This is a genomic window from Streptomyces sp. NPDC088810, assembly GCF_044750305.1.
Lineage (GTDB): Bacteria > Actinomycetota > Actinomycetes > Streptomycetales > Streptomycetaceae > Streptomyces.
The window spans coordinates 832,929-855,978 of sequence record NZ_JBIVJQ010000002.1 but is presented as its reverse complement, the minus strand read 5'-3'; the positions used below and the strand labels follow the sequence as shown (position 1 = coordinate 855,978).

Genomic DNA, 23,050 nt, shown 5'->3' with positions numbered 1-23,050 from the left:
GAGCGGGGGCGGGCCCGCCTGGGTCCGCCCCCTTCCGGTTCCCCGGGTCAGGCCAGCAGTTCCACCTCCGCCAGGGTCGACTCCGCGTCCAGGACCAGGCGGTACCGCGGGTACGTGCCCGGTGCCGTGATGGTGAAGGCGCGGGTCTGGCGGTCCCACGTGAATGTTTGGCCGGAGCGGTGGTCCAGGGTGTGCCAGGTGGTGCCGTCGGTGGAGCCCTGGAGGGTCCACCCGGTCGGCGCCTTCGTGCGGTCCGCGCCCGAGGTCAGCGTGTACTGGACCGGCCGCACCGCGCCCTCGGCCGGCAGGTCCGCCGAACCGACCGTCGCGCTCGTCGCCGAGGTGTCGTCGAAGAGCGGACCGTCACCCTCCAGGACGTCCGCGCGGGGCGCCGGCACCTTGTCGTCCTCGGTGACGGAGACCGGGCCCGCGTCCTTGCCCGTGCCCCACGCCGACGGCTTCGGACCCATGAAGAAGTCCAGCACCCCGCCCTTGGCGAGTAGCGAGTGCGGAAGCGAGGTCGACTTCCAGGGACGGCCGTTGACCATGACACCCTGGACGTAGACGTTCTTCGCGCTGTTCCTCGGTGCCCGCACCACCAGGTCCCGGCCGTTCTCCAGGTGCACGGTGACCTGCTTGAACAGCGGGGAGCCGATGGAGTACTCGCCGCTGCCCATGACCAGCGGGTAGAAGCCGAGCGCGGAGAAGAGGTACCAGGCCGACTGCTCGCCGTTGTCCTCGTCGCCGTGGTAGCCCTGCCCGATCTCGCTGCCGGTGTAGAGCCGGGAGAGCGCCTCACGGACGTACGCCTGCGCCTTCCAGGGCTCGCCGGCCGCGTCGTACATGTAGATGACGTGATGCGCGACCTGGTTGGAGTGGCCGTACATGCCCATCCGGACGTCCCGCGCCTCGGTCATCTCGTGGATGACACCGCCGTAGGAGCCGACGTGGTCGGGGGAGGCCGTCTCCGGGGTGGCGAAGTACTCGTCGAGCTTGTCGGCGAGGCCCTGCCGGCCGCCGTACAGGTTGGCCAGGCCCCGGCTGTCCTGCGGGGCGGTGAAGGCGTAGCCCCAGCCGTTGGTCTCCGTGTAGTCGTAGCCCCACACGCGCGGGTCGTACTTCGCGGAGTCCACGCGCCAGTCGCCCTTGGCATCGCGGCCCTGGAAGAAGCCCGCCTTGGCGTCGAAGAGGTTCACATAGTCCCGGGCCCGGTTGAGGAAGTACTCCGACTCCTCCCGGTAGCGCTTCTCGCCGGTCTTCCTGTACAACGCCTCGCCCATCCTCGCGATGCCGTAGTCGTTGACGTAGCCCTCCATCGCCCACGAAAGGCCCTCGTGCGTGTCGGTCGAGGTGTAGCCGAGGAAGGGCGAGGTGGTCATGCCCTTGCGGCCCACGCCCGACATCGGCGGGACGACGGTCGCGTTCTTCACGGCCGCGTCGTACGCCGCCTTCGCGTCGAACTTCACGCCCTTGACGTAGGCGTCGGCGAACGCCACGTCCGAGGAGGTGCCGGTCATCAGGTCGGCGTAGCCGGGGGAGGACCAGCGCGAGGTCCAGCCGCCGTCCTTGTACTGCTGCACGAACCCGTCGACCATCTCGCCCGCCTGCGACGGCGTCAGGAACGAGTACGCCGGCCAGGTGGTCCGGTAGGTGTCCCAGAAGCCGTTGTTCACGTACACCCTGCCGTCGACGATCTTCGCGCCGGTGTGCGTCGGGGTGTCCGGACCCGGCATCGGGGAGAACGGCGAGGCGTACCGGTCCTTGCCGTCGACCTGCTCGAAGCCGGAGTTCGGGTACAGGTACAGCCGGTACAGACCGGAGTACAGCGTGGTCAGCTGGTCCGGGGTCGCCCCCTCCACCTCGACCTTGCCGAGCACCTTGTCCCAGGCCCGCTGGGCCCGCGCCTCGACCGCGTCGAAGGAGGTGCCGTCCGGGATCTCCCGGCGCAGGTTGTCCTTGGCCTGGTCGATGCCGATGAGCGAGGTCGCCAGGCGCAGCGTGACGGTCCGGTCGGCGCCCGCGTCGAACCGCAGGTACCCCTTCACCCCGCTCGACGCGCCCTCGGTGACCGGCTTGTCGAACTCGCCGTACAGGAACAGCCGGGTGGCACCCGTGGACAGGCCCGACTTCACGTCCGAGTAGCCGGTGACGATCCCGTGCTCCTTGTCGAGCGTGAGGCCGGCCTGCTCGGTGACGTTGTCGAACAGCACGTTCGCGTTGTCGCCGGGGTAGGTGAAACGGAGCACGGCCGCGTGGTCGGTCGGGGTCATCTCGGCCTGGAGACCGTTTTCGAACCGCACGCCGTAGTAGTACGGCCGCGCGGTCTCGTTCTCGTGCCGGAAGGGCAGCTCCCGCGTCTCACGGCCGGTGTCGGGGGTGCCGGACGCGGCCGACGGCATCAGCTGGAAGGTCTGCCGGTCGCCCATCCACGGGCTCGGCTCGTGGCTCGCGCTGAACGCCTGGATCGTCGGCAGGTTGTCGGCGTTGTTCGCACGTGCGTACTCGTACAGCCAGCTGAGCGAGGACGCGTTGGTCACCGGTGTCCAGAAGTTGAAGCCGTGCGGCAGGGCCGTCGCCGGGAAGTCGTTGCCCCGCGAGAAGCTGCCGCTGGAGTTGGTGCCCCGGGTGGTCAGCGCGTAGTCCGACAGATGCGCCTTGGGCTTCTCGGGCGCCACCGGCTTCAGGGTCACGTCGTCCAGCCAGCCGCGGAACTTCGCCGGTCCGTCGGGAGAGTCGTACGCCACCAGGATCCGGTCGACGGTCCTGCCGGCCGCCACCGAGCCGATCCGTGCGGCCACGTTGTTCCACTGGTTGACGTACAGGGCCTTCGACGCGCCCTGCCCGCGCGGGGAGAGCGGGAAGCCGTGCTGGTCCAGGGCGCCCAGGCCGCTGAGGTAGGTGCCGTCGGTGAAGGCCAGGTCGACGGAGACGTTCGTGGCGTCGTAGTCGCGGTCGCCGTCGGCCATCGACGGGAAGATGCGGTACGACAGCTGGGTGTCGCCGCCCACCTTCACGTTCACGTCGAAGACCTTGTTGTACGAGTAGGCCCGGCCGCCCGCCGTGTGCCGGCCGGCGTAGCGCAGGGCCCGCTTTCCGGTGAACCCGGCCCGCGCCTTGGCGGTCGGGGAGCCGCTCGGTCCCTTGTCGACCAGGGTCAGCATGTCCTGAGGCACCGGCCCGCCGCCGCCTCCGGTGGACAACTGGACATCGGCCAGCTGCAGGATGCCCGGGGCGCCGGCGTTCCTCGTCACCTCCAGCCGGAAGTACTGGTACTCCGCCGGTTCGGCGAGGTCGTACGACTTCGTCCGGAACCGCTCGGCGAAGGTCTCGCCCGAGCGGGTGTCGACCGTCTTCCAGTCCTTGCCGTCGGCCGAGCCCTCGAGGGTCCAGTCCGCGGGGTCACGCTCGGCGTAGTCGTTGGCCGAGGTGAGCGCGTACGTCGCTATCTTGATGGGCTTGTCCAGGTCGAACTCCACCCAGCCGGTGGGCTCGAAGGTCAGCCACTTGGTGCCGGGCTCGCCGTCGACGAGGTTCTCCTTGACCTCGCCGGCGCCGGTGTTCTCGGCGCTGGCCCGGACTTCGGTGACATGGTCGGTGACATTGCCCGGAATGCCGGTGCTGTAGCCGCCGTCGACGCCCGAGGCGCGCTTGCCGCCGCCCGGTCCGGTGTCGACGGTGTTCAGCCAGTCCGGCGCCGGATCGCCCGCCTCGAACGAGGATGCGAACTCCCGGTCGGCCGCTGAGGCCTTGGCGGGCAGGGCGACCGCGGCGCCCTGCGCGCCGACGGCCATGACAAAGACGGCCGTGAGGACGGCCGCCGGAGCCCATCTGTGCCGCGTTCTCCGCTGCATCTAAGGACTTCCCCTCCTGCGCCCCCCTTTGGACAACGTTGTCAGCTACGGGCGCAGGAACCAGTAGGTGGTCAAGTGGCCGGTGATGTCAAGGGTGTTGACTGTGGCATTCAGGGAGTTATGTCGCGACTTTTTCCGCGGGGCCCTCCGTCGGGGCGTCATATTTCCGCGAGGTCTCAACTCGGAAAAGACCCAACGCGAACCGTGCATTCGATCTTGCTCCGTCGGCGGGAAGTGGACTATACCTGTCGGCGTTTCCAGCACGACCCAGCACTACCCGACAGCGGTGCCGGGGAGGATCCGGTTCACCGCCTGAGTCCTGGAGAAGGCGAGGACTTGAGCATGGGATCCACTGCGCACCACGATGCCGAAGGTGTGGGCCGTCGTGATCTGATCAAGCGGTCCGCGGCGCTCGGCCTGGTCGCCGCCCCCGGAATGGGCCTGCTGTCCGCCTGCGCCAGCGGCGGAGGGGACGGCGACTCGGGGGAGGGCGGCACCAAGGGAAAGACGTCCAAGGACAACCCGTTCGGCGCCAAGAAGGGCAGCAAGCTCGACGTCGTCGTCTTCAAGGGCGGCTACGGCGACGATTACGCCAAGGCGTGGGAGGCCGACTTCGGCAAGAAGCTCGGCGTCACCTCCACCCACACCGGCACCCAGGAGATCACCGGCAAGCTCCAGCCGCGCTTCAACGCGGGCAACCCGCCGGACATCGTGGACGACTCCGGCGCCCAGAAGATCAACATCGATGTCCTCTACAAGAACGGGCAGCTGCTGGACCTCGCCGAGGTGCTGGACGCGCCCTCGGTGGACGACCCCGCCAAGAAGGTCCGCGACACCCTGATCCCCGGCACGCTCGACCCGGGCCTGCAGGAGGGCAAGATCGTCGCCCTGAACTACATCTACACGGTGTGGGGGCTGTGGTACTCCGGCAAGCTCTTCAAGGAGAAGGGCTGGGAGGAGCCCAAGACCTGGGCCGACTTCCTCGCCATCTGCAAGGACGCCAAGTCGCAGGGCATCGGCGGCCTCGCCCACCAGGGCAAGTACCCGTACTACATCAACGTCGCCATCATGGACCTGATCGCCAAGAAGGGCGGCCTGGACGCCATGAAGGCGATCGACAACCTCGACCCCAAGGCGTTCGTCGGCTCCGAGGCGGCCCAGGAGGCCATCGAGGCGATCTACGAGGTGGTCGAGAAGGGCTATCTGATGCCCGGTACGAACGGCCTGACCCACACCGAGTCGCAGACCCGCTGGAACCAGTACAAGGCCGTGTTCATCACCTCCGGCTCCTGGCTGGAGAACGAGCAGCTCAAGCAGACGCCGACCGACTTCGACATGAAGTTCCTGCCGATGCCGCTGCTGCCCGGCAGCAAGCTGCCCTTCGAGGCGATCCGGGCCGGCTCGGGCGAGCCCTTCGTCATCCCGGCGAAGGCGAAGAACCTGCCGGCGGCGAAGGAGTTCATGCGGCGCATGCTCTCCAAGGAGTGGTCGACGCTCTTCGCCAAGCAGGCCAACTCGCTGACGATCCTGAAGGACGGCGTCGATCCGAGCGTCCGGCTGCGGCCGGGTACGCAGTCCACGGTCGAGGCGTCCAAGGCGGCCGGTGACAACACCTTCCGTTACCTGTACACCGAGTGGTACGGCGAGATGGGGACCGCCATCGAGGCCGCGTCCAACGAGCTGATGTCCAAGCGCATTCAGCCGAAGGAGTGGCTGAAGAGGTGTCAGGCGGCGGTGGACAAGCAGGCCAAGGACCCCGCATCTAAGAAGAACCACCGGGATTAGCTTCGCAGGCCGCCGTAGGGGTGCGGGGCGGTTCCCCGCGCCCCTGCGGGGACGCTATACATACAGGGCAGGAAAAGGCCATGCGCAAAGGGCAGTACCGGTTCGTCGCGGGGTTTCTCCTCGTTCCCGTGGCGCTTTATGTGATCTTCGTGATCTGGCCGTACCTCCAGACGTTCGGCTATTCGCTGACCGACTGGAAGGGGCAGTCGCAGACCTTCCGCTTCGTTGGTCTGGACAATTACAGGAAGCTGTTCCAGGACGACGTCTTCCTGGAGGCCATCTGGCACAACATCCTCTTCCTGATCTTCATCCCGGTGATCACGATCCTGCTCGCCCTGTTCTTCGCCTTCATGCTGAACGCGGGCGGGCGCGGCCGGGCCGGCGGGGTGCAGGGAGTCGCCGGCGCGAAGTTCTACAAGATCCTCTACTTCTTCCCGCAGGTGCTGTCGCTGGCCATCCTCGCGGTGCTGTTCAACGCGGTGTACCGCAGCGACGGCGGCGGTCTGCTCAACGGCCTGCTGATCAAGCTCGGCCTGGTCGACGCCGACAACCCCGTGGAATGGCTCAACGAGCCGAACATGGTGCTGTGGGCGCTGCTGCTCGTCGTGGTGTGGCACGGCGTCGGCTTCTACCTGGTGCTGTTCTCGGCCGCCATGCAGTCCATCCCGCGCGACATCTACGAGGCCGCCCTGATCGACGGAGCGAGCCGCAACCAGTCCTTCTTCCGCATCACCCTGCCGCTGCTGTGGGACTCGGTGCAGACCGCCTGGGTCTACCTCGGCATCGTCGCCATGGACATGTTCGTACTGGTCTCCTCGATGACCCAGAACATGGGCGCGTACGGCGGCGGCCCCGACCACCACAGCGACGTGATGTCGACGGTGATGATGCGGAACTTCCTCTATTACGGCAAGAGCGGTTACGCCTGCGCCATGGGCGTGGTCATGCTGCTGCTCACGCTGGTCCTGTCCGTGGTCACGCTGCGCGCCACCCGCCGCGAGCGCATCGAGTTCTGAGCGGAGCGACGACGATGAGCGCACCCATCAAGGAGACCGCCCCCGCGCCGGACGGGCGGACGGTGGCCAAGATCCCCGTCCGGCCGGGCGACCGGCGCAGCGAGGGCGTGGTCCTGAACGTCTTCTCCCACGGCTTCCTCGCCCTGTGGGCCCTGCTGATCGTGCTGCCGCTGCTGTGGCTGGTGCTCAGCGCCTTCAAGACCGACGCCCAGATCGGCGGCTCGGCCCTCGGCTGGCCGGAGAACTGGACCGTCGACGTCTTCCGCCGTGCCTGGGACAAGGGCATCGGGGACTACTTTTTGAACACCGTGATCGTGCTGGTGTTCTCCGTGCCGCTGACCATGCTGTTCGGGTCGATGGCCGCATACGTGCTGGCCCGGTACCGGTTCCGGGGCAACCGGCTGCTGTACTACTTCTTCGTGGCCGGCGCGATGTTCCCGGTCTTCCTGGCCCTCGTCCCGCTGTTCTTCATGGTCAAGCGGCTGGACATGCTGAACACCTACCAGGGGCTGATCCTGGTCTACATCGCCTACTCGATGCCGTTCACGGTGTTCTTCATGCACGCCTTCTTCCGGACCCTGCCCACGGCGGTCTTCGAGGCGGCGATCCTGGACGGCGCCTCGCACACCCGTACCTTCTTCCAGGTGATGCTGCCGATGGCCAAGCCCGGACTGATCAGCGTCGGGATCTTCAACACTCTGGGGCAGTGGAACCAGTTCATCCTGCCCACGGTCCTCATGCAGCCGCAGAGCGGTGACGACCCCGAGCGGTACGTTCTCACCCAGGGTCTGATCCAGCTGCAACAGCAGCAGGGGTACGCCTCCGACCTGCCCGTTCTCTTCGCGGGTGTGACCATTGCCATGATCCCGATGCTGGTGGTCTACCTGTCCTTCCAGCGCCAGGTGCAGGCGGGTCTGACCTCGGCGACGCTGAAGTAGCCGGGCCGCGACCCATCGCGCGCACGCCGTCCCCGGCTTCGGGGGCGGCGTACTCGCGCGCGTACCGGGTACCCCGAAACAGTTCAACCTCTTGACGGAAGTCGCCCCGAACGGCTCAGCTTAGAGTTCACTAGTTGGACATACACGGGGCCTCACTGAAGCGGCCCCGCGCTCAGGAGGTCGTCGTGGAGACTCCAGGGTCGCAGTCGTCACTGCACCGGGCCAACCTGGAGCGGGTCGTCCGGGCCGTACGCCTGGCCGGGTCCCTCACGCAGGCGGAGATCGCGCGGACGACCGGGCTGTCCGCAGCGACCGTCTCCAACATCGTGCGGGAGCTGAAGGACGGCGGAACCGTCGAGGTCACGCCCACGTCGGCGGGCGGGCGGCGGGCCCGCAGCGTCAGCCTGAGCGGCGACGCCGGGATCGTGATCGGCGTCGACTTCGGGCACACCCATCTGCGCGTCGCGATCGGGAACCTCGCCCATCAGGTGCTGGCCGAGGAGGCCGAGCCGCTGGACGTCGACGCCTCCGCCGACCAGGGCTTCGACCGGGCCGAACAGCTGGTCAACCGGCTGATCGCGGCGACCGGCGTGGACCGGACCAAGGTGGCCGGCGTGGGGCTCGGCGTGCCGGGCCCGATCGACGTCGAGTCGGGCACGCTGGGATCCACCGCGATCCTGCCCGGCTGGGGCGGCACGAAGCCCGCCGAGGAGCTGCGCGAACGGCTCGGCGTGCCCGTGCACGTGGACAACGACGCCAACCTCGGCGCCCTGGGCGAGCTGGTCTGGGGCAGCGGCAAGGGAGTGCGGGACCTCGCGTACATCAAGGTGGCGAGCGGTGTCGGCGCCGGTCTGGTGATCGACGGGAAGATTTATCGCGGCCCGGGTGGCACAGCCGGAGAAATCGGACATATTACACTCGATGAGTCCGGCCCGGTCTGCCGCTGCGGGAACCGCGGCTGCCTGGAGACGTTCGCGGCGGCGCGCTATGTGCTCCCGCTGCTCCAGCCCAGCCACGGCACCGACCTGACCATGGAAGGCGTCGTACGGCTGGCCAGGGACGGGGATCCGGGCTGCCGTCGGGTGATCGCCGACGTCGGCCGCCACATCGGCAGTGGAGTCGCCAATCTCTGCAATCTGCTGAACCCGAGCCGGGTGGTCCTCGGCGGTGATCTCGCCGAGGCCGGTGAGCTGGTGCTCGGGCCGATCAGGGAGTCCGTCGGCCGCTACGCCATTCCCAGCGCGGCGCGCCAACTGTCCGTTCTCCCGGGGGCACTTGGGGGCCGCGCGGAGGTGCTCGGAGCGCTCGCCCTCGCCCTCAGCGAGATGGGCGATTCAACCCTTTTGGAGGGTGCACTCCCCGTGGCGGCCCCTGCCTTCACTTAGAGAACGGATGGCACCGTTGCCATCTCGTTAAGGATTTACTTCTTGACGTCGCACGTGTGGCCGAGTTGACTTCCAGCCACCTCGGCCGCAACGACGCGGCCTCGTCAGGGAGGTTTCTCAAGTGAACGCACGTATGCGTCGTGCCGCCGTTGCCGTTGCCGCCGGTGCGATGGCCGTCTCGCTGGCCGCCTGTGGCAGCGCCAAGGAGTCGAAGGGCAACGACGACTCTTCCTCCGCGTCGGCCAAGAAGGGCGACAACATCAAGGTCGGTCTGCTCCTGCCGGAGAACAAGACCGCCCGCTACGAGAAGTTCGACAAGCCGCTGATCGAGAAGAAGATCAAGGAGCTGACGAACGGCAAGGCGGAGGTCGAGTACAACAACGCCCGCCAGGACGCCAACCTGCAGGCCCAGCAGGTCGACACCATGATCACCAACAAGGTGGACGTCCTGATCGTGGACGCGGTGGACGCCAAGGCCATCCAGAACTCCGTCAAGAAGGCCGTGGACGCGGGCATCAAGGTCGTCGCGTACGACCGCCTCGCCGAGGGCCCGATCAGCGCCTACACCTCGTTCGACAACGAGCAGGTCGGCAAGACCCAGGGCGAGGCCCTGCTGAAGGCGCTGGGCGACAAGGCCAAGAAGTCCACCAAGATCGTCATGGTGAACGGCTCGGTGACCGACCCGAACGCCGCCCAGTTCAAGAAGGGCGCGCACTCCGTCCTCGACGGCAAGGTCACCGTCGCCAAGGAGTACGACACCAAGGAGTGGTCGCCGGACAACGCCAACTCCGAGATGGAGGCGGCGATCTCCGCGGTCGGCAAGAAGGACATCGCGGGTGTCTACTCCGCCAACGACGGCATGGCCGGCGGTATCATCACCGCCCTCAACGCCGCCGGCGTCAAGGTCCCGGTCACCGGCCAGGACGCCGAGCTGGCCGGTGTGCAGCGCATCGTCGCCGGTGAGCAGTACATGAGCGTGTACAAGCCGTACGCCCCGGAGGCCGAGGCCGCCGCCGAGATGGCCGTCGCGCTCGCCCAGGGCAAGTCGCTGGACTCCATCGCCAAGGACAAGGTCTCCAGCGGCTCCCAGCAGGACGTGCCCTCGGTCCTGGTCCCGGTCACCTCGCTGACCAAGGACAACATCAAGGACACCGTCGTCAAGGACGGCGTCTACACCGTCGCCGACATCTGCACCGGCAAGTACAAGGCCGCCTGCGACAAGCTCGGCCTCAAGTAAGCAGTCCGCAGTCCCCTCCGGGCCGTCGGCGTTCATCCCCTGAACGCCCGCGGCGGAGGTGACCGGCTGCCCCAGGCTCCTCCGGCGCCCCGGCGCATTCGACAGCCCCGCAAGCTCGGCCTCGGGGCGCCGGACGGAAACTCCCCCAAACTTCTGCACAACCTCCCGCCGGGTCAGGCGGCGAAGGAGATGGTTCACGTGTCCGCTACGCCCGTGCTGGCGTTGCGCGGGGTCTCCAAGCGGTTCGGTGCCGTTCAGGCGCTCACCGACGTAGAGCTTGAGGTCCACGCCGGTGAGGTGGTCGCCCTGGTCGGCGACAACGGTGCCGGAAAGTCCACGCTGGTCAAGACGATCGCCGGCGTTCACCCGATCGACGAGGGTGCCATCGAGTGGGATGGCAAGCCCGTGTCGATCAGCAAGCCGCACGACGCCCAGGCCCTGGGCATCGCGACGGTCTACCAGGACCTCGCGCTGTGCGACAACATCGACGTCGTCGGCAACCTGTTCCTCGGCCGTGAGCTGAGGAAGTGGGGCGTCCTCGACGAGGTCGAGATGGAGCGCCGCTCCCGCGAGCTGCTCACCACGCTGTCGATCCGCATCCCGAGCGTCCGGATCCCGATCGCCTCGCTCTCCGGCGGCCAGCGCCAGACCGTGGCCATCGCCCGCTCCATGCTCGGCGACCCCAAGCTGGTCATCCTGGACGAGCCGACCGCCGCCCTCGGCGTCGAGCAGACCGCTCAGGTCCTCGACCTCGTGGAGCGCCTGCGCGAGCGCGGCCACGCCGTCATCCTGATCAGCCACAACATGGCGGACGTGAAGGCGGTGGCCGACAAGGTCGCCGTCCTGCGCCTCGGCCGCAACAACGGCGTCTTCGAGGTCAAGACGACCTCGCAGGAGGAGATCATCTCCGCCATCACCGGCGCCACCGACAACGCCGTGACCCGCCGTGCGGCGCGCACGTCCGGGGAGGTTTCCAAGTGAGCATCGACAAGACCTCCGCGACCCCGCAGGACGAGCACGTCGTGGAGAACCCCGAGGCCGCGGCCGCCGCGGTCACCGCCGTCGACCCGCGCCTCCTCGTGCGCGAGCAGGGCCTGCTCGGGTACTGGAGCGAGTTCAAGCGCAAGATGAAGGCCGGCGAGCTGGGTTCCCTCCCGGTCGTGCTGGGCCTCGCGATCATCTGCATCATCTTCCAGGTGCTGAACTCCGAGTTCCTCTCGGCGCAGAACATCAGCAACATCACGGTCACGATGGTCGGCACGGGCATGATCTCCGTCGGCATCGTCTTCGTGCTGCTGCTCGGCGAGATCGACCTGTCGGTCGGCTCGGTCAGCGGCGCGGCCAGCGCCCTCGCCGCCGTCCTCACGGTCAACCAGGGCTGGCCCGAGTGGCTGGCCGTGCTCGTCGCCATCGCCGCCGGTGCCGCCATCGGCGCGCTGCACGGCTTCTTCTTCGCGGTGCTCGGCGCCCCCGCCTTCGCCGTCACGCTGGCCGGCCTGCTCTTCTGGCTCGGCTTCATGCTGAAGGTGCTGGGCGAGGACGGCACGATCAACCTCGACAGCGAAGGTCTGATCGGCCAGCTGACCACGTACACCTTCACCGACGTCGCCGCCGCCTACGGCCTGGCCGTCGTCGTGGTCGCACTGTTCTTCCTCAGCTCCTTCCTCGGCAACCGGCGCCGGGAGGCCGCGGGCGTCCCGTCCCGGCCGCTCGGCGACACCCTCCTGCGTACGGGCCTGCTGGCCGTCGTCTCCTTCGCCGCGGCCTACATGTACAACCAGTACAAGGGCCTGCCGCTGGCCACGGTGATCTTCCTGGCCTTCCTGGTCGCCACCGACTTCGTGCTGCGGCGCACCACCTACGGCCGCAAGGTCTTCGCGCTCGGCGGCAGCGTGGAGGCGTCCCGCCGTGCGGGTATCAGCGTCACCGCGGTGCGGATCTCCGTCTTCGCGATCTCCGGCGGTTTCGCGGCGATCGGCGGTCTCTTCCTGGCCTCGAAGATCGCCTCCGCCAACCAGAGCGCCGGCGCGGGCGACCTGCTCATGAATGCGATCGCCGCGGCCGTCATCGGTGGTACGTCGCTGTTCGGCGGCCGGGGCCGTACCTGGAACGCGCTGCTCGGTGTGCTGGTGATCGTTTCCATCCAGTACGGTCTCCAGCTGGAGTCCATCGCGGAGCCGGTGAAGTACATGATCACCGCCGCCGTGCTGCTGACCACCGTGGTGATCGACTCCATCACGCGCAAGACGCAGAAGACGGCGGGGCGCGCGTAACGCGGGTTCGCCGCCGGGGCGCGGGTGCGCTTGCGGGGACCGGTCCGTAGTGACTGGTCGCGCAGTTCCCCGCGCCCCTTCGGCGTGCTCGTCCCGCCCGGCACCGTCAAGGTGTCGGGCGCTGTCATGTGTTGTCAGGCCGGAACATTAGACTCGGGCGAGCCCGGCAACAGCTCGATCAGCTCTACTGCAAGGAGGCACGGGTGCCGCTGCTGACCCGCATCAGGGGACCGCGCGATCTGGACCGGCTCAGCCTGGAGGAGCTGGACCAGCTGGCGGAGGAGATCCGTACCTTCCTCGTCCAGGAGGTCTCCAAGACCGGCGGGCACCTGGGCCCCAACCTCGGTGTGGTGGAGCTGACCATCGCCCTGCACCGGGTCTTCGAGTCCCCGAAGGACAAGGTGCTGTGGGACACCGGCCACCAGTCCTACGTGCACAAGCTGCTCACCGGCCGGCAGGACTTCTCGCGGCTGAAGATGAAGGGCGGCCTGTCCGGCTACCCCTCGCAGGCCGAGTCCGAGCACGACGTCATCGAGAACAGCCACGCCTCGACCGTGCTCGGCTGGGCCGACGGCATCGCGAAGGCCAACCAGCTGCGCAAGCAGGACAGCCACGTGGTCGCGGTCATCGGTGACGGGGCGCTGACCGGCGGTATGGCCTGGGAGGCGCTGAACAACATCGCCGAGGCCAAGGACCGGCCGCTGGTCATCGTCGTCAACGACAACGAGCGCTCCTACGCGCCGACCATCGGCGGCCTCGCCAACCACCTGGCCACCCTGCGCACCACCGACGGCTACGAGCGCTTCCTCGCCCGGACCAAGGACATCCTCGACCGCACCCCGGTCGTCGGCAAGCCGCTGTACGAGACCCTGCACGGCGCCAAGAAGGGGCTGAAGGACTTCATCGCCCCGCAGGGCATGTTCGAGGACCTGGGCCTGAAGTACGTCGGCCCGATCGACGGCCACGACATCGAGGCGCTGGAGTCGGCGCTGGCCCGGGCCAAACGGTTCGGCGGACCGGTCATCGTGCACTGCCTGACCGAGAAGGGCCGCGGCTACCAGCCCGCCCTCCAGGACGAGGCCGACCGGTTCCACGCCGTCGGCAAGATCCACCCGGACACCGGGCTGCCGATCGCCTCCTCCGGCGCCGACTGGACCTCGGTCTTCGGCGAGGAGATGGTCCGGCTCGGCGAGGAGCGCGAGGACATCGTCGCCATCACCGCGGCCATGCTCCAGCCGGTCGGCCTGGACCGCTTCGCCAAGCGCTTCCCCGAACGGGTGTACGACGTCGGGATCGCCGAGCAGCACGGCGCCGTCTCCGCGGCCGGCCTCGCCTACGCCGGGCTGCACCCCGTCTTCGCCGTGTACGCCACGTTCCTGAACCGCGCCTTCGACCAGGTCCTCATGGACGTGGCCCTGCACCGGTGCGGGGTGACGTTCGTGCTGGACCGGGCCGGCGTCACCGGCACCGACGGTGCCTCGCACAACGGCATGTGGGACATGTCGATCCTCCAGGTGGTGCCGGGGCTGCGGCTCGCCGCGCCGCGCGACGCCGACCAGGTGCGGGCCCAGCTGCGCGAGGCCGTCGCCGTCGAGGACGCGCCGACCGTGGTGCGCTTCTCCAAGGGCGCCGTCGGCCCCGCCGTACCCGCCGTGGGCCGGGTCGGGGGCATGGACGTGCTCCGGGAGCCGGACACCGACCGGCCGGACGTGCTGCTGGTCTCCGTGGGCGCCCTCGCCCCGATGTGCCTGGAGATCGCCGAGCTGCTCGACCGGCAGGGCATCTCCACCACCGTGGTCGACCCGCGCTGGGTCAAGCCCGTGGACGAGGCCATGGCCCCGCTCGCCGAGCGGCACCGGGTCGTCGTCACCGTCGAGGACAACAGCCGCGTCGGCGGAGTCGGCTCCGCGATCGCCCAGGCCCTGCGGGACGCGGGCGCGGACGTGCCGCTGCGCGACTTCGGCATCCCGCCGCGCTTCCTCGACCACGCTTCCCGCGCCGAGGTGCTCGCCGAGATCGGGCTGACCGCGCCGGACATCGCCCGCCAGGTCACCGGGCTGGTCGCCAAGCTCGACGGCCGGTTCGGCGACACGGCCGGCGCGGTGGGCTCCGTGGAGTCCGCGCGCGACTAGAAAGTACCCCCCGGGCCGGTTCCGCCGCTTCTCCAGGTGGCGGAACCGGCCCGTTTGCGTGACGCTGCCTGTGCCGGGGAATACGCCCCCAACCCTCTCGATCATGTCGAGGACGACAAGCGTGGGAGGTAGGCACGTGAGCAACGCGCTGTTCCGGACGAAGAACGTCGAGCAGTCCATCCTGGACACAGAGGAACCCGAGCACTCGCTCAAGAAGTCGCTGACCGCCCTGGACCTGACCGTCTTCGGCGTCGGTGTCATCATCGGCACCGGCATCTTCGTGCTCACCGGCACGGCGGCCAAGAACACCGCCGGCCCGGCCGTCTCCCTGTCCTTCGTCGTGGCCGGTGTCGTGTGCGCGCTCGCCGCCCTCTGCTACGCCGAGTTCGCCTCCACGCTCCCGGTGGCGGGCTCCGCCTACACCTTCTCCTACGCCTCGCTCGGCGAACTCCCCGCCTGGATCATCGGCTGGGACCTGGTACTGGAACTGGCGCTCGGCACGGCGGTGGTCGCGGTCGGCTGGTCCGGCTACATCCACTCGCTGCTCGACAACGCGGGCTGGCAGATGCCGGAGGCGCTCTCCGGCCGGGACGGCGCCACCGGCTTCGGGTTCGACATCCTCGCCGCGGCCCTCGTCCTGGTGCTCACCGCCATCCTCGTCGTCGGCATGAAACTGTCCGCGCGGGTCACCTCCGTGGTCGTCGCGATCAAGGTGGCCGTGGTGCTGGTCGTGATCATCGCGGGTGCCTTCTTCATCCACGGCAGCAACTACGACCCGTTCATCCCGAAGGCGCGGTCCGCGGAGGCGGCCGGGAACCTCAAGGCGCCGCTGATCCAACTGATGTTCGGCTGGGCACCGTCCGACTTCGGCGTCATGGGCGTCTTCACCGCCGCGTCCGTGGTCTTCTTCGCCTTCATCGGCTTCGACGTCGTCGCCACCGCCGCCGAGGAGACCCGGCACCCGCAGCGTGACGTGCCGCGCGGCATCCTGGGCTCCCTGATCATCTGCACCGCCCTGTACGTCGCCGTGGCGATCGTCGTGACCGGCATGCAGAAGTACAGCGCGCTGTCCGTGAAGGCGCCGCTCGCCGACGCGTTCAAGACCACGGGCCATCCCTGGTTCGCGGGCCTGATCAGCTTCGGCGCCGCCGTCGGCCTGACCACGGTGTGCATGATCCTGCTGCTCGGCCAGTCCCGGGTCTTCTTCGCCATGAGCCGCGACGGGCTGCTGCCCCGCTTCTTCTCGCACACCCACCCGAAGTTCCGCACCCCGTACCGGTCGACCATCCTGCTCGGCGTCATCATCGCGATCGTCGCGGGGTTCACCAGCCTGAGCGAGCTCGCCGAGCTGGTGAACATCGGCACGCTCTTCGCCTTCGTGGTGGTGGCGATCAGCGTGATCATCCTGCGCCGGACCCGCCCGGACCTGCACCGCGCCTTCCGCACCCCGTGGGTTCCGGTCATTCCGGTCCTGTCCGTGTGCGCCTCGCTGTGGCTGATGCTCAACCTGCCCGCCGAAACCTGGCTCCGGTTCGCGATCTGGATGGTCATCGGCTTCGTCGTCTACTTCTTCTACGGCCGCCCGCACAGCCGCCTCGGCCGGCACCAGGAGACCACGGTCAGCGAGGTCATGCACCCGCCGGGCGGAACCGAGTAGCCCGGCAGACTCCCGCTCCTGCCCCGTATGTCCCGCTTCGGCCGGGACCGCGGGGCCGGATAGCGTGCGGACCATGCTCGCCGCCCCGCTCGCCCCCGCACGGCCCACGGTCACCCGGACGGCGTACTGGGCGCGGCTCCTGCCCCTCCTGGCGACCCTGGCCTGCGCCACCCGGGTGCCCTCCTTCGTCCGGCCGCTGTGGAACCCGGACGAGGGCTTCCTCGCCGTGCAGGCCCGGCTGCTGGCCGGGGGCGGACAGCTGTACGACACGGTCGTGGACCGCAAACCGCCGCTGCTGCCCTGGCTGTACCAGGCCGCGTTCGCGCTGTGCGGCTCCGGCTCGCTGACCCCGCTGCGGATCCTCGCCGTCCTCGTCCAGCTGCTCACCGCCGCCCTGCTGGCCTCCCTGGCCCGCCGCCGCTGGGGCGACCGCGCCGGCCGCACCGCCGGGGTGCTCTACCTGCTCGTCTCGGTGGGGCTCAACCCCGAGGACGCGCAGGCCGCCACCTTCGAGGTGTTCATGCTGCCCTGGACGGCCGCCGCCCTGTGGTGCGCCGACCGCGGGCGCTGGGGCGCGGCCGGGGCCGCCGTCGCCGCCGCGTTCCTGACCAAGCAGACCGGCGGCGCGGTCCTGCTGCCGGTGGCCTGGCTGCTGCACCGCCGGGGCGGGACCCGAGCGGGCCTGCCCCGGCTCGCGGCCGGATGCGCCGTACCCGTGCTCGGCGCGGCCCTGCTGACGGATCCGGCCGGCTTCCTGTTCTGGACGGTGACCGGGTCCGCCGCCTACGCCACCCTCACCGGCTCCGAACTCCACGTCCTGGCCCGCGCGCTGACCAACAGCGCGATCCTGGCGGCGGCCTCGGCGGGGCTGCTGCCCCCGGTCGTACGGGCCCTGCGCACCGCCCGCACCGGAGCGGCCGAACTGTGGCTGTGGCTGGCCTCCTCGGCCGTCGCGGTGGCCGTCGGCTGCCACTTCTTCGGCCACTACTACCTGCAACTCACCCCGCCGCTCGCCCTGCTGGCCACCGCCGCGCTGCACGTCCTGCCCCGGGAACGGCACCTGGCCGCCGTCCTCACCTCGGCCTGCGCCTGCGCCCTCTTCGTCGGCTGGGGCCTGCTCGCCCCGCGCCCCGAACTCGCGCACGCCGAACGGCTGGCGGCGGCCCTCGCACACCGCACGGCCCCCGCCGACCGGGTCCTCGTCTGGGGCATACACCCGGAGACGTACTGGCTGGCCGGCCGTACCCCCGCCACCCGCTACCTCACCGCGGGCCTGCTCACCAACTACAGCGGCGGCCGGGACGGCCCGCGGGTCGGCGAGGAGTACGCCGTCGCCGGTGCCTGGCCGGTCTTCCGGCGGGAGATGACCGCGCACGCCCCCGCCCTGGTCGTCGACGACTCCCGGGGCGAGCCCTACGCCCCCGACCGCCTGCCCACCCTGCGCCGCCTGCTGGCCGCGGACTACGCGGAGGTGGGCCGGGTCGACGGGGCGGTGTTGTACGCCCGGGTGCCGGCCGGGCAGCGGGCGCGGCTCAGCCCAGGATGGTACGCGGCCCCGGTTCCCGGTCGGCGGTGAGCATCGGGTGTTCCTCGATGCGGTCGTCCCTGCTGCCCTGCCTGCCTGCCTGCCGGCCGTGGAGGTGGGCCGGGTCGACGGGCGGTGTTGTACGCCCGGGTACCGGCCGGGCAGCGGGCGCGGCTCAGCCCAGGACGGTACGCGGCCCCGGCTCCCGGTCGGCGGTGAGCATCGGGTGTTCCACGATGGGGTCGTCCCTGCTGCCCTGTGCTGCCTGCCGGCCGTGGAGGTGGGCCGGGTCGACGGGGCGGTGTTGTACGCCCGGGTGCCGGCCGGGCAGCGGGCGCGGCTCAGCCCAGGACGGTACGCGGCCCCGCCACCTCGGCGCCCAGCTCCGTCACCCGGCGCCGCAACTCCCGGTCGGCGGTGACCACCAGGCGGGCCCGGCCGGCGCTCTCGGCGGTCAGCTCCACGATCCGGTCGTCCCCGCTGCCCGGCGCCGACTCCACCCGGACGCCGGGCACGGACGCCACCCCCCGGGCCGCGCCCTCGACCACGAGCACGATCTCCACGGGTCCCGCGTGCCCGGGCAGTCCCTCGCTCGCCAGACGGTCCCGCAGCCGCTCGGCCGCCCCCCTGCGGTCCCGCCACCAGCCGTCGGGCCGGGAACCGACGACGTTCGCGCCGTCCACGACGACGAGCAGCGGGGCGGCGGAGGCGGAGGAGTCCACGGGGTGGCGGGGATCGGTCATGCACCACAGGGTCCCACGGGCCCGCGCACGGGGGCCGGGCCCCGGGGCCGGTACCGAGCGGCTTAAAGTGAACCGGTGAACGGCGACTGGCTCCTGCGCGGCCGCGACGGCCGGCTCAGTGTCTACCAGCTGTCGGGCGACGCCGTCCTGTGCCGGGCGGAGCGCGGCCCGGGCGGCCCCTGGTCCGCCCCCCGCACGGTGGGCGGCGAGCAGCGACTGCATCCCGTCCTGGCCGTCGGCCAGGGCGCAGACAGCTATGCCCACCTGGTCTCCTGGCGGCCCACGGTCAAGGGCGAGTCCGGGCTGGTGCACTCCACGCACTTCCGCCCGCACCTGGCGGCCCTGGACTGGAACCCGGTCGGCCACCCCAACAAGAAGGGCGACCGGACCGGCACGCCCGCCGTCGCGGTGGACGCGCAGGGCCGCGCCCACCTCTTCGTCCGCAACAAGGGCGGCGGCGTGAGCATGCTCGCCCAGAAGGAGAAGGGCGGCTGGGACCCCTGGCGGGACCTCAAGGGCAAGGAGGTCCAGGAGGGTCTGGCGGCGGTGACGGGGGAGTCCGGCCGGGTCGAGCTGTACGCGGCCGTCCCGCAGGGCCTGCTGTACTGGCGTCAGGAGGAGCCGGGCGCCCAGCCGGTACTCCAGGAGGCCCTCCAGGCGCCGGTCCGCCCCGGCACGCTGCGCGCCCTGGCCACCTCCCCGGACAGTACGACCGTCTTCTACACCGACACCTCCGGCGACCTGTGTGCCTGGCGCCCGGGCGGCAAGCCGGTCACCCTGATGCCCGCCGCCGGTCCGGGCCCGGTGTCGGCGGTCCGCTGCGAGCTGGACGGCCATGACTGCACCCTGCTGGTCCAGCGTTCGGCGAGTCGCCGGGTCGCCTTCGCGGCGTACCCGACCGAACTGGAGTCCGCGGGCGCCTGGTGGACCGAGTCGGGCCCCGAACTGCCCTTGGACGCGCTGGTGTCCCTCACGAAGGACGCCGAGGGCCGCGTGGTGGCGGCAACGTTGTCCCCGTCGACCGGCCGCCTGCTGCTGACCCGGCGCAAGGACGAGCCGGGACTGGCACTGGAGGCGTGGCGGGAGGTCTGACACACGCGAGGGCCCCCGCCGCGGCGGGGGCCCTCCCTGGTGTCACCCGGTGTTACGCGGGAACGCTGGCCACGCCCGGCGCCAGGAACTTCTTGCCGTTCACGCGCTCCGACACGCCCTCACGGTCCAGGTACGGCGTGATGCCGCCCAGGTGGAAGGGCCAGCCGGCGCCCGTGATCAGGCACAGGTCGATGTCCTGGGCCTCGGCGACGACGCCCTCGTCGAGCATGAGCCCGATCTCCTGGGCGACGGCGTCGAGCACGCGGGCCCGCACCTGCTCCTCGGTCAGGACGACATCGCCCTGCTTGAGCAGCGCGGCGACCTCCGGGTCCAGCTCCGGCTTGCCGCTGTCGTAGACGTAGAAGCCGCGCTTGCCCGCCTCCACGACCGCCTTGAGGTTCGGGGAGACCGTGAAGCGGTCCGGGAACGCGCCGTGCAGCGTCTCGGAGACGTGCAGGCCGATCGCCGGGCCGACCAGCTCCAGCAGCACCAGCGGGGACATCGGCAGACCGAGCGGCTCGACGGCCTTCTCGGCGACCTCGACCGGGGTGCCCTCGTCGATGACGTTCTGGATCTCGCCCATGAAGCGGGTCAGGATGCGGTTCACGACGAACGCCGGGGCGTCCTTGACCAGTACCGCGGTCTTCTTCAGCTTCTTGGCGACGGCGAACGCGGTCGCCAGGGAGGCGTCGTCCGTCTTCTCGCCGCGGACGATCTCCAGCAGCGGCAGCACCGCGACCGGGTTGAAGAAGTGGAAGCCGACGACCCGCTCGGGGTGCTTCAGCTTCGACGCCATCTCGGAGACCGACAGCGAGGAGGTGTTGGTGGCGAGGATCGCGTGCGCCGGGGCGACCGCCTCGACCTCCGCGAACACCTGCTGCTTGACACCGATCTCCTCGAACACGGCCTCGATGATGAAGTCCGCGTCCGCGAAGCCCTCGGCCTTGTCCAGGACACCGGTGACCAGCGCCTTGAGGCGGTTGGCCTTGTCCTGGTTGATCCGGCCCTTGCCGAGCAGCTTGTCGATCTCGGCGTGGACGTAGCCCACACCCTTGTCGACGCGCTCCTGGTCGATGTCGGTCAGCACGACCGGCACCTCCAGGCGGCGCAGGAACAGCAGCGCGAGCTGGCTGGCCATCAGACCGGCGCCCACGACACCGACCTTGGTGACCGGGCGGGCCAGGTTCTTGTCCGGGGCGCCGGCGGGACGCTTGCCGCGCTTCTGCACCAGGTTGAACGCGTAGATGCCGGAGCGCAGTTCGCCGCCCATGATCAGGTCGGCGAGGGCCTGGTCCTCGGCGTCGAAGCCCTGCTGGAGGTCCTCGTTCTTGGCGGCGGCGATGATGTCCAGGGCGCGGTACGCGGCCGGAGCGGCCCCGTGCACCTTGCTGTCCGCGATGAAGCGGCCCTTGGCCACGGCCTGGTCCCAGGCCTCGCCGCGGTCGATCACCGGGCGCTCGACCTTGACGTCGCCCTTGAGCACCTGGGCGGTCCAGATCAGCGACTGCTCCAGGAAGTCGGCGCCCTCGAAGAGCGCGTCCGCGATCCCGAGGTCGAAGACCTGCTTGCCCTTGAGCTGCTTGTTCTGGTTCAGCGAGTTCTCGATGATGACCGAGACGGCCTTGTCGGCGCCGATCAGGTTCGGCAGCAGGGTGCAGCCGCCCCAGCCGGGGACCAGACCGAGGAAGACCTCGGGCAGCGAGAACGCCGGGATCGCCTTGGAGACGGTCCGGTAGGTGCAGTGCAGGCCGACCTCGACGCCGCCGCCCATCGCCGCGCCGTTGTAGTAGGCGAAGGTCGGGACGGCCAGCTTCGCCAGGCGCTTGAAGACCTCGTGGCCGCCCTTGCCGATGGCGAGCGCGTGCTCGTGCTCCTTCAGCAGCTCGACGCCCTTGAGGTCGGCGCCGACCGCGAAGATGAACGGCTTGCCGGTGATGCCGACACCGACGATCTCGCCGTCCGCGGCCTCCTTCTCGACCTGGTCGATGGCGGTGTTCAGGTTCGCCAGGGAGGCCGGTCCGAAGGTGGTCGGCTTGGTGTGGTCCAGGCCGTTGTCCAGCGTGATCAGCGCGAAGCGCCCGGCGCCGGCGGGGAGGTCGAAGTGGCGTACGTGCGCACTGGTGACGACCTCGTCGGGGAACAGCTCGGAGGCCTGCTTCAGAAGCTCGGCGGTGGTGCTCACTTGTCCCCCTCGAAGTGCGGGTTCTCCCAGATGACCGTCGCGCCCATGCCGAAGCCGACGCACATGGTGGTCAGGCCGTAGCGGACGTGCGGCTGTTCCTCGAACTGGCGGGCCAGCTGCGTCATCAGGCGGACGCCGGAGGAGGCCAGCGGGTGGCCGAAGGCGATGGCGCCGCCGTACTGGTTGACGCGCTCGTCGTCGTCGGCGATGCCGTAGTGGTCGAGGAAGGCCAGCACCTGCACGGCGAAGGCCTCGTTGATCTCGAACAGGCCGATGTCGGAGATGGACAGGCCCGCCTTGGCGAGCGCCTTCTCCGTGGCCGGGATCGGGCCGTAGCCCATGACCTCCGGCTCGACGCCCGCGAAGGCGTACGAGACCAGGCGCATCTTCACCGGCAGGTTGTGCTCGCGGGCGAAGTCCTCGGAGGCGATGATCGAGGCGGTCGCACCGTCGTTGAGGCCGGCGGCGTTGCCCGCGGTGACCCGGCCGTGCACGCGGAACGGCGTCTTCAGGCCGGCCAGGCTCTCCAGGGTCGTGCCCGGGCGCATCGGCTCGTCGGCGGTGACCAGGCCCCAGCCCGTCTCGCCGCCCTCGGGGTTGGTCCGGCGCACCGAGATCGGCACCAGGTCCTGCTGGATCTTGCCGTTGGCGTACGCCTTGGCGGCCTTCTCCTGCGAGCGCACGGCGTACTCGTCGGCGCGCAGCTTGGTGATCTGCGGGTAGCGGTCGTGCAGGTTCTCCGCGGTCATGCCCATGAACAGGGCCGACTCGTCCACCAGCTTCTCGGAGACGAACCGCGGGTTCGGGTCGACGCCCTCGCCCATCGGGTGGCGGCCCATGTGCTCGACACCGCCGGCGATGACGGCGTCGTAGGCACCGAAGGCGATCGAACCGGCGGTGGCGGTGACGGCGGTCAGGGCGCCGGCGCACATGCGGTCGATCGAGTAGCCCGGGACGGACTGCGGCAGGCCCGCGAGGATGCCGGCGGTGCGGCCGAGGGTCAGGCCCTGGTCACCGATCTGCGTGGTCGCGGCGATGGCGACCTCGTCGATCTTCTTCGGGTCCAGACCGGGGTTGCGGCGCAGCAGCTCCCGGATCGCCTTCACGACGAGGTCGTCGGCACGGGTCTCGTGGTAGATGCCCTTCGGGCCCGCCTTGCCGAACGGGGTGCGGACGCCGTCGACGAAGACGACGTCCCTGACGGTACGAGGCACGATGGCTCTCCTCCAGATGC

At 69.9% G+C, this 23,050-nt stretch carries 15 protein-coding genes; 11 read left to right on the top strand and 4 right to left on the bottom strand.

From position 1 onward, the window contains the following. Window positions 1-47 precede the first annotated feature (47 nt). On the bottom strand, window positions 48-3,851 hold the full coding sequence (locus tag ACIP4Y_RS10350) for a GH92 family glycosyl hydrolase (protein WP_401390383.1): 3,804 nt from the start codon (window positions 3,849-3,851) through the stop codon (window positions 48-50). Between the two features lie 342 nt (window positions 3,852-4,193). Between ACIP4Y_RS10350 and ngcE the strand changes: the two genes are divergently transcribed. The 10 genes from ngcE (at window position 4,194) to ACIP4Y_RS10300 (ending at window position 17,850) form a co-directional block, all read left to right on the top strand. Further along, complete coding sequence (ngcE, locus tag ACIP4Y_RS10345; RefSeq protein ID WP_401390380.1) at window positions 4,194-5,636, top strand: N-acetylglucosamine/diacetylchitobiose ABC transporter substrate-binding protein; 1,443 nt, start codon at window positions 4,194-4,196, stop codon at window positions 5,634-5,636. An 80-nt stretch (window positions 5,637-5,716) separates the two neighbouring features. Beyond that, a complete protein-coding gene (locus ACIP4Y_RS10340; protein WP_358641592.1) occupies window positions 5,717-6,652 on the top strand; it encodes a sugar ABC transporter permease in 936 nt (311 codons plus the stop codon). Window positions 6,653-6,666: 14 nt separating this feature from the next. After that, window positions 6,667-7,590 carry a carbohydrate ABC transporter permease gene (locus ACIP4Y_RS10335; protein WP_401390376.1) on the top strand — a complete coding sequence of 308 codons (924 nt, stop codon included), beginning with the start codon at window positions 6,667-6,669 and terminating at the stop codon, window positions 7,588-7,590. A 185-nt stretch (window positions 7,591-7,775) separates the two neighbouring features. After that, window positions 7,776-8,975: an ROK family transcriptional regulator gene (locus ACIP4Y_RS10330; RefSeq protein WP_401390373.1), complete on the top strand. Its 1,200-nt coding sequence runs from the start codon at window positions 7,776-7,778 to the stop codon at window positions 8,973-8,975. Between the two features lie 133 nt (window positions 8,976-9,108). Beyond that, window positions 9,109-10,212 carry a substrate-binding domain-containing protein gene (locus ACIP4Y_RS10325; RefSeq protein WP_358641628.1) on the top strand — a complete coding sequence of 368 codons (1,104 nt, stop codon included), beginning with the start codon at window positions 9,109-9,111 and terminating at the stop codon, window positions 10,210-10,212. A gap of 189 nt (window positions 10,213-10,401) precedes the next feature. Further along, window positions 10,402-11,193, top strand: coding sequence for an ATP-binding cassette domain-containing protein (locus ACIP4Y_RS10320; protein WP_208035036.1), 792 nt, complete (start codon window positions 10,402-10,404; stop codon window positions 11,191-11,193). Beyond that, window positions 11,190-12,485: a sugar ABC transporter permease gene (locus ACIP4Y_RS10315; RefSeq protein ID WP_401390370.1), complete on the top strand. Its 1,296-nt coding sequence runs from the start codon at window positions 11,190-11,192 to the stop codon at window positions 12,483-12,485. Before ACIP4Y_RS10320 ends, ACIP4Y_RS10315 begins: the two co-directional genes overlap by 4 nt. A gap of 203 nt (window positions 12,486-12,688) precedes the next feature. After that, the gene (gene dxs, locus ACIP4Y_RS10310) at window positions 12,689-14,617 is read left to right on the top strand and encodes a 1-deoxy-D-xylulose-5-phosphate synthase (protein ID WP_401390367.1); all 1,929 of its coding nucleotides are present in this window, start codon (window positions 12,689-12,691) and stop codon (window positions 14,615-14,617) included. A gap of 136 nt (window positions 14,618-14,753) precedes the next feature. Then, window positions 14,754-16,274 carry an amino acid permease gene (locus ACIP4Y_RS10305; RefSeq protein WP_401390364.1) on the top strand — a complete coding sequence of 507 codons (1,521 nt, stop codon included), beginning with the start codon at window positions 14,754-14,756 and terminating at the stop codon, window positions 16,272-16,274. Between the two features lie 73 nt (window positions 16,275-16,347). After that, the gene (locus ACIP4Y_RS10300) at window positions 16,348-17,850 is read left to right on the top strand and encodes a glycosyltransferase family 39 protein (protein WP_401390361.1); all 1,503 of its coding nucleotides are present in this window, start codon (window positions 16,348-16,350) and stop codon (window positions 17,848-17,850) included. A gap of 290 nt (window positions 17,851-18,140) precedes the next feature. Here the strand turns inward: ACIP4Y_RS10300 and ACIP4Y_RS10295 are convergent, their stop codons facing one another. Next, window positions 18,141-18,542 (bottom strand): NTP pyrophosphohydrolase, encoded by a 402-nt coding sequence (locus tag ACIP4Y_RS10295; protein WP_358641608.1) that lies wholly within the window; start codon window positions 18,540-18,542, stop codon window positions 18,141-18,143. A 75-nt stretch (window positions 18,543-18,617) separates the two neighbouring features. Between ACIP4Y_RS10295 and ACIP4Y_RS10290 the strand changes: the two genes are divergently transcribed. Beyond that, the gene (locus tag ACIP4Y_RS10290) at window positions 18,618-19,634 is read left to right on the top strand and encodes a hypothetical protein (protein WP_358641610.1); all 1,017 of its coding nucleotides are present in this window, start codon (window positions 18,618-18,620) and stop codon (window positions 19,632-19,634) included. Between the two features lie 52 nt (window positions 19,635-19,686). Here the strand turns inward: ACIP4Y_RS10290 and ACIP4Y_RS10285 are convergent, their stop codons facing one another. Continuing rightward, window positions 19,687-21,816 (bottom strand): 3-hydroxyacyl-CoA dehydrogenase NAD-binding domain-containing protein, encoded by a 2,130-nt coding sequence (locus tag ACIP4Y_RS10285; protein ID WP_358641612.1) that lies wholly within the window; start codon window positions 21,814-21,816, stop codon window positions 19,687-19,689. Next, window positions 21,813-23,030: an acetyl-CoA C-acyltransferase gene (locus ACIP4Y_RS10280; RefSeq protein WP_358641614.1), complete on the bottom strand. Its 1,218-nt coding sequence runs from the start codon at window positions 23,028-23,030 to the stop codon at window positions 21,813-21,815. The genes ACIP4Y_RS10285 and ACIP4Y_RS10280 overlap by 4 nt, the downstream gene beginning before the upstream one ends. Window positions 23,031-23,050: the final 20 nt, after the last annotated feature.